The 13834-nt window shown below is 66.6% G+C and carries 9 protein-coding genes; 6 read left to right on the top strand and 3 right to left on the bottom strand.

Features of this window, described 5'->3' with window-relative positions:
- Positions 1-4 precede the first annotated feature (4 nt).
- A complete protein-coding gene (locus ACQCSU_RS05595) occupies positions 5-1240 on the top strand; it encodes a winged helix-turn-helix domain-containing protein (protein WP_426978737.1) in 1236 nt (411 codons plus the stop codon).
- Between the two features lie 84 nt (positions 1241-1324).
- Entirely contained in the window at positions 1325-4063 is a 2739-nt protein-coding gene (secA, locus tag ACQCSU_RS05590; RefSeq protein ID WP_426978735.1) for a preprotein translocase subunit SecA, read from the top strand.
- Between the two features lie 159 nt (positions 4064-4222).
- Here secA and ACQCSU_RS05585 read toward each other — a convergent pair whose 3' ends face one another.
- Together ACQCSU_RS05585 and ACQCSU_RS05580 are read right to left on the bottom strand one after the other, a co-directional pair.
- Positions 4223-4729: an Rv3235 family protein gene (locus ACQCSU_RS05585; protein WP_426978733.1), complete on the bottom strand. Its 507-nt coding sequence runs from the start codon at positions 4727-4729 to the stop codon at positions 4223-4225.
- A 131-nt stretch (positions 4730-4860) separates the two neighbouring features.
- The gene (locus ACQCSU_RS05580; RefSeq protein ID WP_426978731.1) at positions 4861-5754 is read right to left on the bottom strand and encodes a LysM peptidoglycan-binding domain-containing protein; all 894 of its coding nucleotides are present in this window, start codon (positions 5752-5754) and stop codon (positions 4861-4863) included.
- 133 nt (positions 5755-5887) lie between these two features.
- Here ACQCSU_RS05580 and ACQCSU_RS05575 point away from each other — a divergent pair, with 133 nt between their 5' ends.
- Positions 5888-6460 carry a hypothetical protein gene (locus ACQCSU_RS05575; RefSeq protein WP_426978729.1) on the top strand — a complete coding sequence of 191 codons (573 nt, stop codon included), beginning with the start codon at positions 5888-5890 and terminating at the stop codon, positions 6458-6460.
- A 73-nt stretch (positions 6461-6533) separates the two neighbouring features.
- Here ACQCSU_RS05575 and ACQCSU_RS05570 read toward each other — a convergent pair whose 3' ends face one another.
- Entirely contained in the window at positions 6534-6749 is a 216-nt protein-coding gene (locus ACQCSU_RS05570; protein ID WP_306916140.1) for a helix-turn-helix domain-containing protein, read from the bottom strand.
- Positions 6750-6898: 149 nt separating this feature from the next.
- Here ACQCSU_RS05570 and ACQCSU_RS05565 point away from each other — a divergent pair, with 149 nt between their 5' ends.
- The 3 genes from ACQCSU_RS05565 to ACQCSU_RS05555 are packed head-to-tail and all read left to right on the top strand — an operon-like array spanning position 6899 to position 13807.
- A complete protein-coding gene (locus ACQCSU_RS05565; RefSeq protein ID WP_426978727.1) occupies positions 6899-7543 on the top strand; it encodes a hypothetical protein in 645 nt (214 codons plus the stop codon).
- Entirely contained in the window at positions 7540-8853 is a 1314-nt protein-coding gene (locus ACQCSU_RS05560) for an AAA family ATPase (protein WP_426978725.1), read from the top strand. Before ACQCSU_RS05565 ends, ACQCSU_RS05560 begins: the two co-directional genes overlap by 4 nt.
- A gap of 58 nt (positions 8854-8911) precedes the next feature.
- Complete coding sequence (locus ACQCSU_RS05555) at positions 8912-13807, top strand: NAD-glutamate dehydrogenase (protein WP_426978723.1); 4896 nt, start codon at positions 8912-8914, stop codon at positions 13805-13807.
- The last annotated feature ends 27 nt before the right edge of the window (positions 13808-13834 follow it).

Below are 13834 nucleotides of genomic sequence, written 5' to 3'. Positions count from 1 at the left end.
TGGCATGCACGAATCGCTGAGCCTTAAGCAGGCCCGGCGGATCGCACTGGCAGCCCAGGGGTTGGACAAGATGCGGCCCGCCGGACCCGTGACTGCACGGGCGGTGGGCCGCACCTTTGCCCGCCTGCACCTGGTCCAGATCGACTCCGTCAACGTGCTGTCCCGGAGCCACTACCTCCCGTTCTTCTCCCGGCTGGGCAACTACGACCGCGGGATCCTGAACCGGATGGCCGGCACCCACCCGCGGCGCATGATGGAGTATTGGGCCCACGAGGCCAGCTTCATCCACCCCGACCATTTCCGGGACCTCGTCCAGTGGCAGAGCCGGAAATGGGTGGGAGCACACGCCATGGACCCGGAACTGCGGAACGGCGTCGCGTCCCGGGTGCTGGAGGCGCTCGCCACCGGGAAGCCCATGACCGCTGCGGAACTCACAGCCCGCCTTGGGCACGTCGAGGACAAGCAACAGGAAAACTGGGGCTGGAACTGGAACGCCGTCAAGAGGGTCCTGGAACACCTCTTCGAGGAAGGCCTGGTCTCCGCCGCTTCCCGCACCGAATCCTTCGAACGCCGCTACACCCTGACCGCCAAAATCCTGCCTGCGGGGCCCGATGGTCCTGGCGGGTCCGAGCCGGATCGGGCTGCCTCGATGGACCGGCTGATCGAAGCCGCCGCCCAGGCGCACGGGATCGGTACGGTCCGCTGCTTCGCGGATTACTTCCGGACCCCGCTGCGGGCGGCAGCCGTGTCCGTGGAGCACCTCGTCGGGGCCGGGCGGCTGCAGCCGGTCACCGTCGCCGGCTGGGACAAGCCGCTCTACCGGCACGTGCTGGCGAAGCTGCCGCGTGCGGCCACCGGCCGGGCGCTGCTGAGCCCCTTCGACTCCCTTGTCTTTGAGCGCCGCCGGCTCGAGGCACTGTTCGGCTTCCACTACCGGATCGAGATCTACACCCCGGAGGCGAAGCGGCGCTTCGGGTACTACGTGCTCCCGTTCCTGCTGCGCGACGGGATTGTGGCCCGGGTGGACCTCAAAGCCGACCGTGCCAACGGACTCCTCCTGGCGAGGGCCGCGCACGCCGAGCCGGACGCGCCGGCGGACACCGCCGTCGAACTCGCCGCGGAGCTGCGGCTCATGGCAGAGTGGCTGGAACTGGACCGGGTTGTTGTTTCCCCCACGGGGGATCTGGCACCGGCGCTCGCGGACGCCGTCACCGGCCGGAAAACGGTGTATCCGCTCTGAGGGAACAGGCGTAACCGGCCCTGCGTCTCTCCCGTAGACTAAACACGCCAGAATTCGGCAGCTTGAGACTGGGAGCAACTTCACGTGGCATCACTTATCGAAAAACTTCTCCGCACCGGTGACAAAAAAACCCTGAGGCAACTGCGGAACTATGCCGATTCCATTAACGCCCTGGAAAGCTCCTTCAAGACCTTCAGCGACGCCGAATTGCGTGAAGAGACTGACCGCCTCCGTGCCCGGCACGTCGACGGCGAAAAGCTGGACGAGCTGCTGCCCGAGGCGTTCGCCGCCGTCCGTGAAGCGTCCTCCCGCACCCTCGGCATGCGCCACTTCGATGTCCAGCTGATGGGCGGCGCCGCCCTCCATCTGGGCAACATCGCCGAGATGAAGACCGGTGAAGGCAAGACCCTGGTGGCCACCGCTCCGGCCTACCTCAACGCCCTCGCCGGCAACGGCGTGCACGTCATCACCGTGAACGACTACCTCGCCGAATACCAGTCCGACCTCATGGGCCGCGTCTACCGCTTCCTGGGCCTGAGCAGCGGCTGCATCCTGTCCAACCAGGACCCCGCCGTGCGCCGCGAGCAGTACGCCGCGGACATCACCTATGGCACCAACAACGAATTCGGCTTCGACTACCTGCGTGACAACATGGCATGGGACAAGTCGGAACTCGTCCAGCGTGGCCACCACTTCGCCATCGTTGATGAAGTGGACTCCATCCTCATCGACGAGGCCCGCACTCCGCTCATCATCTCCGGACCCGCCCAGGGCGACACCAACCGCTGGTACAGCGAATTCGCCAAGGTGGTCACGCGGCTGAAGCCCGAGGCCGACTATGAGGTCGACGAGAAGAAGCGCACCGTCGGCGTCCTCGAGGCCGGGATCGAAAAGGTGGAGGACTACCTCGGCATCCACAACCTGTACGAGTCCGCCAACACCCCGCTCATCGGCTTCCTGAACAACGCCATCAAGGCCAAGGAACTGTTCAAGCGGGACAAGGACTACGTCATCCTCGACGGCGAAGTGCTGATCGTGGACGAGCACACCGGACGCATCCTTGCCGGCCGGCGGTACAACGAGGGCATGCACCAGGCCATCGAAGCCAAAGAAGGCGTCGAGATCAAGGCCGAGAACCAGACCCTCGCCACGGTGACGCTGCAGAACTACTTCCGCATGTATGAAAAGCTCGCCGGCATGACGGGCACGGCCGAGACCGAGGCCGCCGAGTTCATGAGCACGTACAAGCTCGGCGTCGTCGCCATCCCCACCAACCGCGACATGACGCGGATCGATCAGGCGGACCTGGTCTACAAGAATGAGGCAGTCAAGTTCGACGCCGTGGTCCAGGACATCGCCGAACGGCATGAAAAGGGACAGCCGATCCTGGTCGGCACCACTAGCGTCGAGAAGAGCGAATACCTGTCCCGGCTGCTGGCCAAGGAAGGTGTCCGGCACGAGGTGCTGAATGCCAAGAACCACGCGCGGGAAGCCGCGATCGTGGCGCAGGCAGGCCGCAAGGCCGCCGTCACCGTGGCCACGAACATGGCCGGCCGCGGTACCGACATCATGCTCGGCGGCAATGCCGAGTTCACCGCCGTTGCCGAACTCGCCAAGCGCGGGCTGGATCCGGAGGAGAACTCCGAAGAATACGAGGCCGCCTGGCCGGCCGCCTTTGAAGCCGCCAAGCAGTCGGTCAAGGAAGAGCATGAAGAAGTCCTCGACCTCGGCGGCCTGTACGTGCTCGGGACCGAGCGTCACGAGTCACGCCGCATCGACAACCAGCTGCGCGGACGCTCCGGCCGCCAGGGCGACCCCGGCGAGTCCCGGTTCTACCTCTCCCTGACCGATGACCTGATGCGCCTGTTCAACTCCGGCGCGGCTGAGCGGCTGATGAACAGCTCGGTGCCGGACGACGTCGCGCTGGAATCCAAGCTCGTCTCCCGCGCCATCGCCTCGGCCCAGGGCCAGGTGGAGGGCCGGAACGCCGAACAGCGCAAGAACGTCCTGAAGTACGACGACGTCCTGAACCGCCAGCGCGAAGCCATCTACGGCGACCGCCGGCGCATCCTGGAAGGCGATGACCTCCATGAGAAGGTCCAGTTTTTCCTGGAAGACACCATCAACGCCTTCATCGAGGAAGCCACGGCCGAGGGCACCGGCGACGACTGGGATTTCAACCTGCTGTGGTCCAACCTCAAGACCCTGTACCCAGTGAGCGTCACGCCGCGCGACCTGATCGATGAGGCCGGCGGCAAGTCGCGGATTACGGTGGACTTCCTCAGGGAGGAGATCCTCTCCGACGCCCGCCTGGTCTACCAGGCACGCGAAGAGGCGATCGGCTCCGAGAGCATGCGCGAGCTCGAGCGCCGGGTTGTCCTGTCGGTGATCGGACGCAAATGGCAGGAACACCTCTATGAGATGGACTACCTGAAGGAAGGCATCGGCCTGCGCGCGATGGCCCAGCGCGATCCCCTGGTGGAGTACCAGCGCGAGGGCTTCATCATGTTCCAGGCCATGATGGAGGCCATCCGCGAGGAAAGCGTCGGCTTCCTGTTCAACCTTGAGGTCGAGGTGACCCCCGCTGAGGACGTGGTGATCGCCGACGCCGCGGGCCAGCACACGGAGCACCACGAGCCGCAGATCCACGCTGCCGGACTCGAAGCCCCTGAGAAGCCTGCCCAGCTGCAGTACACCGCTCCCGGCGAGGACGGCGCGGCCCAGACGCGGGTCGAGGCCAAGGCCTCCGGCCGCTCCGGAAACCCGGCCAAGGCCGCAGCCCAGGACGCCCCGCGCCGCGCCAGCAAGAAGAAGCGGCGCTAAGCCAGCCGCTGACGCACCATCGACGGCCATGGAAGGGGACCGGAACACTTGTTCCGGTCCCCTTCGGCTTCTCTCTCCTCCTTCCGTGAGCCCTGTCCTTCCGGGAGCCCCGGCCGTCTCTGGGCCTGACTGTGCGGCCTTACTGTGCGGCCTGCGGTGTCAGCCGATTTCCAGAGCCGTGACCCGCCAGACAAGCCTGCTACGTTCCAGCCGGAGAGCGACGGCGCGGACGCGGAGCTCGTCGACCACCACGGCACTGGCCTCATAGACGTCCTCGGAGACCTTGCAGGCCCGGACCGAGCGCACGGAGGGGTTTCGGTGCAACCGTCCGGCGGTCGGAGAGTTCCCGGACGCCACCCGCCGCGTCAGGGCCGCCCGGTGTTGCAGGGCCGCAAGGCAGCGTTCGTCGAGCCGCCGGGCCAGCTGCTGGACCGGCCGTGTACCGGCAAGGACCTCGATCGCGGCCTGGACCGTGCCGCGGCAGATTGTGCAGATTTCGCGACCCTCATCCACGACTTGCAAGGGTGCACGATGTTCCGCCGTTGCAGTGTGCGGAGCTGCCGCGCGGCCCGGCGCCGGGGCAGCACCAGCGGGGACCACGCGGAGAGGGGTGCGGGGTGATGCTGGGGTTGCCGCGAGTGCGCGGATCCCGGTGTTGGCGCTCATGGTGGTTCCTTTGCTGTTGGCTGTTGCTGGATTCCTGTGTTGCTGCGTTTCTCTCTTTGCTGAAGGTCTTTGGCGCCGAGGCCCCGCCGAGCGGTGCCTGGTGCGTCGTGGCCGTGTTCCCGGCGTCGGCCTTAGTCTCCAGGGGGAAGTCTGAGGACCTGGCCCGGACGCAGGAGGTGGGGGCTCTCTCCGATGATCGCCCGGTTGGCCTGATACAGCCGGGGCCACTCCCGGGCAATGTCGACGTCCGACGCGAACGGCCCGAGCCCGGCCGCGGCCAGGCTCCAGAGTGAATCCCCGGAACGGACAGTTACCTCGGCGCGTGATCCCGCGGGATCTTGCGTGCGGAGCTGACGCGCCGCCAGTGGGCCGGGCTCCACGGCGGGGGCGCGGGGCGTCCATCGCGCGGTGACGTCAGGCCCGGGAGCGGCGGGACTCGTCGCGGGACCGGTCGCGGGAGCAGGGGCGGTTGTTTCAGCCTGGGAAGCCGGGGCGGCAAGGTCGAGCATGCGGCGGGGGAGAACCAGGCCTTTGGCAGCCGCTGCGGTCGGAGTCCACTGCGCGGAGACGGCCGGCCGGGGGAAGGAACCGGGGTCGGGGCGCGGGGGCGCCGTGGCCGCGGTGGCCAACGGTGCCGCGAGGAGCTGGAATCCGACGGCGGCCAGAGCGAGGCGTCGCATGAACGCGGGGCTGAATTTGCTTGTGGCCGTCGCGGCGCGGGTCCTGCCGCTGCGCTCAAGCAGCGCCGCAGCCACCGCGGCCGTAAGCGACATGACCCACCACGTGATCACGATCAGGCCGGTGGTGTTGGCGATGATGCCGAGCTGGTCCTCGAACGCCAGCGACTGCTGACGCGCCGAGGAGGAACGCCAACGCTGCACGAGGCTGCTTCCGGTTCCTGCCAGGAAGAAACCCAGCAGCAGAATCACAACGGCCAGTGCGGCGTCGGTCGCCGGGAGGTGCCGGGGCCCCGATCTCCGAGGCGAAGACTCTTCACTGTCCATGACGTCCACTTTCGTTTTCATTGAATGTCGTTTGATGCAGTTTGATCCGTTTTGATGCATTTATAAGAGTGTGATCCACGTCGTGGTGATTTGTCTAGGACCTGCCGGAATTGTGTGGATTGACCCCGAATGAGCGCGCGCCTACGCTGGCGTCATGCGTTGGGACACCCTGTTCACAGATCTGGAGGCACAACTGGCCGCCAGCGAGCGGCTTGATCTGGATGCTGAAATCGCGGAGCGGATGCGCGCGGAAGCGGCGGCCGTGGAGTTGGCAGACAGGCTCCGCGGATCACTCGGCCTGCCGGTCAGCGTCCAGCTCTCCTCCGGAACGGTGTTCGGGGGCACCCTGAGCCACGCCGGCAGTGAGGCGCTGGTCCTCAATGAGCCACTGCACCAGGTCTTGATCCCGTACGCGGCCGTGGGCCAGTACCTCGGGTTGTCCAGCCTGGCGGTTGGCGAACCATCCAGAGTCCGTCAGCGGCTCGGCCTGGCCAGCGCGTTACGGGGGCTGGCGAGGGACCGGACGCGCCTGGCAGTCCTGGCAGTGCGGAGCGCGGCCGGAGAAACCCCGCTCCATGGCGTGATCGACAGAGTGGGGCGCGACCACCTGGACCTCGCCGCGACGGAGGAGGGGGAGGACCGGCGTGCGGCCAACGTGCGACAGATGGTGACCATCCCATTTTCCGCGTTGGCGGCACTCAGATCGGCCCGGACCGCGGAGGCATAGCGGGCTGGTGTCAGCGGAAAAGCCCCGAGCGGGAACTCTCGCCAGAGCGGCGCGGCGCCGCAGGGCCGCAGGCTCACACGGTCTTGGACTTGGCCTCGGCGATCATGCGGCTAGCCTCGGCGTAGCGCTCCTCGATGTATTGCTCGAGCATCTTTTCCTCCACACGCCACTGGCCGCGGCCGCCCACCTGGATTGCTTTGAGCTCGCCGCTGCGCACCAGCGCATAGGCGGCCGGAGCATTGATCTGGAGCTGCTCGGCAACATCTGCCAGGGTGAGGAATCGGGGCATAACTCCATTTTGCCACCGATGGGTTCATCTGGTGCCGTTATCCACACATTGAAGTTGTTTGGCGCCGCATCTTCCCGTCCGGGCCTGCAAGACGTCACAATGAGGGTTCCCGGCACCACCAGCCGGGGTGACAGACAGGGAGCGGGCGCATGGGCGTGAGCACGGTGGCCGGCGGTGCGCGGCTGAAGAAGCCTTCATGGAAGGATCCCCGTCTCGTCGTCGGAATCCTGCTCGTGCTCGCCTCGATGACAGGAGTCATCTCGCTGGTGGGGGCAGCCGACCAAACCACGGAGGCGTACGCCGCACGGGAACCGATCGCCGTCGGTGAGAAAGTAACTGCGGACAAGCTGAACCGGGTAAAGGTCCGCCTCGGCGACGTCGAGCCGCACTACCTGACTCCGGAGGCGGGCCTGGGCGAAGGGCTCGTCGCAGTTCAAAGGATCGGCAAGGATCAGCTGGTGCCGCGTGACAGCATGGGGCGGCTCGACCTCCTGGACCGCAAGCCGGTTTCCGTCACCATCGACGAAGTCCTTCCTGGACAGGCTGTGGCCGGCTCCAGGGTGGATGTCTGGGTGGCCCTTCCGGATACCCGCAACGGCTTCAGCCAACCCGTCCTGCTGCTCCCGGGGGCGGAAATCGCCCAGATCACTCCGGGCAGCACCGCTCTCGGTTCTGCGCGGTCAACTGTTGTGATGGTTTTGGTCAAGGACAGCCAAATGCCGGAATTGCTGGGGGCGCAGGCCAACAAGGCAAAAATATCGGTCGTCTGGAATCCGGGCGGTACCTCCCAATGAGCATTCCGGTCGTGACCGTCGGGCGTTCGAGCGAAGACCTGGTGGGCGGGCTGGAGCGCCTCCATGGGCCGGTGTCCGTCGTCAGGCGATGCAGTGAACTCGCGGAACTGCTGGCTGCCTGCCAGAGCGGACTGGCCCGGGCTGCCGTCGTGGCGGAGGGCAGCGAGGAGTTGTCGGCGTCGCTGGTGGACCGGCTGTCAGCCGTCGGGGTAGCTGTCCTGGCTCTGACTGACAATCCGGCGGAAATGACCCGGCTGCGGGGGATAGGGGTGGTCGCCGAGTTGCCTGGCGTCGACGCCGCCGCCCTTGCCAGCCTGATCACCGGGGCAGTGGCGCAGCTGAGCGGAGCGGGGCCCCGACCGGCGTTGGGAGCCGACCTCGCCTTCACCGGGGCCGGGACCGCACTCCGCCCGTCCGACGGCGGTGCGGGCCGTTCCCCGCATGGTTCAGGGAACGGGCAGATCATCGCCGTCTGGGGCCCCGCAGGCTCGCCGGGCAGGACCCTCATAGCTGCCAACATCGCCGGGGAAATCGCCGCGGAAGGCAAATCAGTGCTGCTGGTTGACGCCGATAGTTACGGCGCCAGCGTCGCGGCCATGCTCGGGCTGCTGGATGAAGCGGCCGGGCTGGCGCAAGCCTGCAGGCTTGCAGACCAGGGCCTGTTGGATGGAGACGCGCTGCGCAGGATCGCCACCCCGGTGGCCATCAAGTCCGGGACCTTCCGGGTGCTCACCGGGATCACCCGCGCGGACCGGTGGACGGAGCTCCGCGCCGCCGCGCTCTCCCTGGTGCTGGACCGGGCACGGGAGGTGGCCGACGTGACGGTCATTGACACCGGTTTCTGTCTGGAGGCCGATGAGGAGCTGAGCTTCGACACCATGGCTCCACGCCGGAACGCGGCGACACTGCGAAGCCTTGAAGTGGCGGACACGGTCTTTGCCGTCGGCGCTGCGGACTCTATCGGCGTGCCTCGGCTGGTCCGGGGGCTGGCCCAGCTGGAAGCCGCCGTTCCGCAGGCGTCACCGCGGATCGTGATGAACAAGGTCCGCGCCGCCGCTGTGGGACGGTCCCCTGAGCGGCAATTGCGCGAGGCGTGGGAGCGGTACGGACCGGGGCTGGCGCTCTCCGGCTTCGTTCCGGCGGACACCGCAGCCGCCGATGCGGCGCTGCTGGCTGGCTCGCTGCTGCTCGAAACTGCGCCGGACTCCATGCTCCGAAGGGCCATTGCCAATCTCGTTTGTGCACCTGCCCAGCGAAATCGCAAATCCTCTGTGTTTTCTTCCACAGCAAAGCTCCTGTCAAAAGGCTAGGCTCGCCGTAAGGGCCGCAAAGAGGCGGCCATGAACTTTTTGATGGAGGCGTTTGTCGATGTCGTCTGGGTCCAGCGTGGAGGATCAACCCGTTTCGATCGGTGCCGGGGAAGGGTATCTCGGGGACTATTACGAGCACCTTGCCGAGGACGACTCCCGCGGGTATGCGCACGAAGTACTGACGGCCAGGGCCGAGACGCACCGCCAGGTCGCGGCCCAGCGGCTCCCCGGCATTGCCAACATCTCCGTCGTTGACGAGCCGGACTGCAGCGTCGTCTACATCGTCACGGATGACATGCCCTTCCTCGTGGACTCCGTCAACGCGGAACTGGTCCGCCAGAAGGCCCCGATCCACCTGGTGATGCACCCGCTGTTCGTCGTCACTCGCAACCGCGGCACCGGCGAGCTCGTCAAGATTGCGCGCGTTCCTTCCCACCTGGGCATCTCCAGCGGTGATACGGCCGCGATGCCCAACCTGTCCCACCTGATCGCTGAGGGCGACAACGCATCCCACATGGAATCGTGGATCGCCGTCGAAATCGACCGCGCAGGCGACACCAAGCACGGGGAACTGGTGGAAGGTCTCGGCCGGGTACTGGGTGATGTCCGCGCCGCCGTCGAGGACTGGCCGAAGATGCGGAATAAGGCTCAGGAGATCGCCCGGGACCTGGACAAAGTGGCCAACCCGGCTCAGATCGCTGAACTCCGCCAGGCGCAGGCGCTGCTCCGCTGGCTGGACGACGGGAACTTCACGTTCCTTGGCTACCGCGAATATGACCTCAGGAACGAATCGGGCGAGGACGTCCTGGAACCGCGGGATGAGAGCGGCCTTGGCCTGCTGCGCGGCGCAGCCGACACCCCGCACCAGATCCAGCACCTCACCGAAGCCGGCCGGAAGAAAGCCCGCGAAAAACGCGCGCTCGTGATCACGAAGGCCAACTCCCGCTCCACCGTGCACCGCCCGGCCTACTTGGACTACATCGGGGTCAAGAGCTTCGACGCGGCCGGCAGCGTCAACGGTGAACGCCGCTTCATCGGACTCTTCGCCACGACGGCGTACGCCGGATCCGTCCGCGACATCCCGGTGGTCCGCGAAAAAGTGGCCGCCGTGCTGCGCGACGCCGGCTTCCCGCCGGACTCCCATTCCGGCAAAGACCTGCTGGGCATCCTTGAAACCTACCCGCGCGACGAGCTCTTCCAGATTGAAATCCCCGACCTCGCCGCCATCGCCACGGGTATCCAGCGGCTGCAGGAACGACGCCGGACCCGGCTGTTCCTCCGGCCGGACATCTACGGCAGGTTCATGTCCGCCGTCGTCTACCTTCCGCGTGACCGGTACACCACGAACGTGCGCCTGCGCATTGAGGAGGAACTGCGGGAGACATTCAACGCGGTGTCCATCGACTACGAGGCCCGGATGACCGAATCCGCGCTGGCGCGGCTCTTCTTCCGTATCAGGCTCCCCAAGGGCGCTGATGTCAGCAACATCAGCAGCGACGAGCTGGAGAAGCGCCTCGTCCGGGCGGCACGGTCCTGGGGCGAAGGCATCTCCGAGGTCCTCCGCGCCACCGCCGACGGCGGCAGGGCAGCAACCGCGGGGGCAACCACCGCCGGGGACAACACCACCAAGGAACTGGCTTCGATCTGGGCCGAGGCCTTCCCGGCCAGCTACCGGGTCGACTACGAAGTGGAAGATGCCCTGGAGGACATCGCCCGGTTCGAGAAGTACGGTGCTGCTGCCGAGCGGGCCGGCGAGGGCGTCAAGGAAGAGCCCGGCGTCCACGTGTACATGCCGGAAGGTGCCGGCGCCACGCTGGAGGAAGACGCCCGGGTCAAGCTCTACATGCTGGAGCCCAAGAGCCTCAGCCAGATCCTGCCGTACTTCCACAACCTTGGCCTGGAGGTGCTGGACGAGCGACCCTTCGAGATCGAGACGTCGGATCACCGCGACTTCTTCCTCTATGACCTCGGCCTGAAATACCCGGCCGGGGTGGACCCCCTGACGACGGGCCAGCTGCTCGCGGCGTCTTTCGGCGCCGCCGTGTCGAGTGCCGTGGAATCGGACACCTTCGACCGTCTGGTGCTGCGTGAACGGATGCACTGGCGGCAGGTCATCGTGTTGCGTGCCTATGCGAAGTACATGCGGCAGATGGGCAACACCAACTCCTTCGAGTTCATGTCGGACACGCTGCTGGCCAACGCGGATGTCACCCGCGGGCTCAGCGCCCTGTTCGAGGCCCGTTTCGATCCTTCGCTGGGTGAGGACGAACGCCGGATCAGGCAGGGCGAGGTCCGGGCCGAACTGGACGCAGCCATCGAACAGGTGGCGACTCTCGACGCCGACCGGGTCCTGCGCACCTTCGCGAACCTGATCCAGGCCACGTTGCGGACGAACTACTACCAGAACAAGACCCACGTCAGCTTCAAACTGAATCCCGCCGCCATCGACGGGCTGCCGTTCCCGCGGCCCATGTTCGAGATCTGGGTCTACTCGCCCCGCGTCGAAGGCGTGCACCTGCGCTTCGGCAAGGTGGCCCGCGGCGGCCTGCGCTGGTCGGACCGCCGCGAGGACTTCCGCACGGAGATCCTCGGCCTCGTCAAGGCGCAGACCGTCAAGAACGCCGTGATCGTTCCCACCGGAGCCAAGGGCGGCTTCTACGCCAAGCAACTCCCGGACCCGGCGTCGGACCGGAGCGCCTGGCTGGCCGAAGGCATCGATTGCTACAAGACCTTCATCCGCGGCCTGCTGGACATCACGGACAACCTCATCACGACGCCGCACGGCGAGGCGCTTGTGCCGCCGGCCGGCGTCGTGCGCCACGACGACGACGACTCCTACCTCGTGGTGGCGGCCGACAAGGGCACGGCGTCGTTCTCAGACATTGCCAACGGCCTCGCCGCCGAATACGGCTTCTGGCTCGGCGACGCCTTCGCGTCCGGCGGCTCGGTCGGCTACGACCACAAGGCCATGGGCATCACCGCCCGCGGCGCCTGGGAGTCCGTCAAGCGCCACTTCAGCGAGCTGGACCTGGACACGCAGTCCGAAGCGTTCACGGTCGTCGGCGTCGGCGACATGTCCGGCGACGTTTTCGGCAACGGCATGCTGCTCTCGAAGCACATCCGTCTGCTGGCGGCCTTCGACCACCGGCACATCTTCCTGGATCCGACCCCGGACGAGGCCGTGTCGTTCACGGAGCGTCAGCGGCTCTTCGAACTGCCCCGCTCCTCCTGGGACGACTACGACAAGTCACTGATCAGCGCAGGCGGCGGCGTGTTCGCACGCCAGGCCAAGACGATTCCCGTCTCGGCACAGGTGAGGGCGGCGCTGGGGCTGCCGGACGGCACGACCCAGCTGAGCCCGCCCGAACTGCTCCGCACGATCCTGCTGGCCCCGGCCGATCTGCTCTACAACGGCGGAATCGGCACCTACGTCAAGGCGAGCACCGAAACGAATGCCGAGGTCGGCGACAAGGCCAACGACTCCATCCGGGTCGACGGCCGCGATCTGCGGGTGAAGGTCGTCGGCGAAGGCGGCAACCTGGGCATGACGCAACGCGGACGCATCGAGGCCGCGCTCCAGGGCGTCATCCTGAACACCGACGCGATCGACAACTCGGCCGGCGTGGACTGCTCGGACCACGAGGTCAACATCAAGATCTTCGTCGATCGGATGGCGGCGGCGGGAAAGCTTGACCCCGCCGAACGAGCCGGATTCCTGGCCTCGATGACGGACGAAGTCGGCCGGCTGGTGCTCCAGGACAACATCGACCAGAACATCCTGCTGCTCAACGACCGCATGCGGGTCTCCGAATGGAGTCCCAGCTACGAACGCCTGATGGACTGGCTGGAGAAGTCGGCGGACCTGAAGCGCGATCTGGAGGCACTGCCCACCACGGAGACGCTGCAGGAGCGCCTCGAACAGGGCCAGGGGCTGACGGCGCCGGAGCTTTCCGTGCTGGCGGCCTACGCCAAGATCGAACTTGCGACGGCGCTGCGGGACAGTTCGCTGTCCGAGGATCCGTGGTTCCGTGAAACGCTCCGGGCATACTTCCCGAAGCAGCTGCGGGAGAGGTTCGACGCCGAACTGGACACCCACCCGCTGCGCCGGGAAATCATCGCGACGGTGGTGGCCAACGACATGATCAACATGGGCGGTATCACCTTCGTGTTCCGGGCGATGGAGGAGACCTCGGCCACCGAGGCCGCCGTCGCCAAGGCGTTTGTGGCGCTCCGCGAGGTCTATGAGCTGGACATCATGGTCGGGGAGCTCAATGAGCTTCCGGCTTCCTTCCCGACCGAGCACTGGAGTACCGTCCACCTGGACATCCGCCGGCTCCTGGACCGGGCCGTCCGCTGGGTTCTGAGCCAGAGCAACGCGTCCCGGCCGATCGCCGAGATCGTCGGAGAGTTCAAGCCGCTGATGGACCCGATGCGTGCTCGGCTGCTCGACTATCTGCGGGGCGACGACCGTGCCCGGGTGTCTGCATGGCTGGAGAAGGCGCGCAGCTGGGAACTGCCGGAAGACCTGGCCCACCGCTGGGCGGAGCTGTTCGAGAGTTTCGTGCTGCTGGACATCGCCAAGATCGTCCACGTCAGCCCGGAGCCTGTGGAGAGCATCGCGCATGTCTACTACACGGTGTTTGACCGCTTCCACGCGGATTCCCTGCTGGAACGCATCACCAAGCTGCCCAGGAAGGACCGTTGGCAGGCGCTGGCACGCGCGGCCCTGCGCGATGACCTCTACTCGACCGTGTCGGACATGACGACCGCGGTGCTGGAGTCGACGCCTCCCGGAACCCCCGCGGAGGAACGGCTGCAGCTGTGGGAAAGCCAGAATGTCGAACAGCTGGACCGTGCGGGGCGCATGTTCGACGAGGTCAACGCCCTCGAGGCCGATGACATGGCCTCCCTGTCGGTAGCATTGAGGCTCTTGAGGTCAATCGTTCGACGCTAGGAGCGCCTTGCTGCTCGCCGCGTCGCA

The sequence above is a fragment of the Pseudarthrobacter sp. O4 genome, assembly GCF_050157025.1.
Lineage (GTDB): Bacteria > Actinomycetota > Actinomycetes > Actinomycetales > Micrococcaceae > Arthrobacter.
The sequence above is the reverse complement of the archived record's forward strand: the minus strand, read 5'-3'. Positions and strand labels throughout refer to the sequence as shown.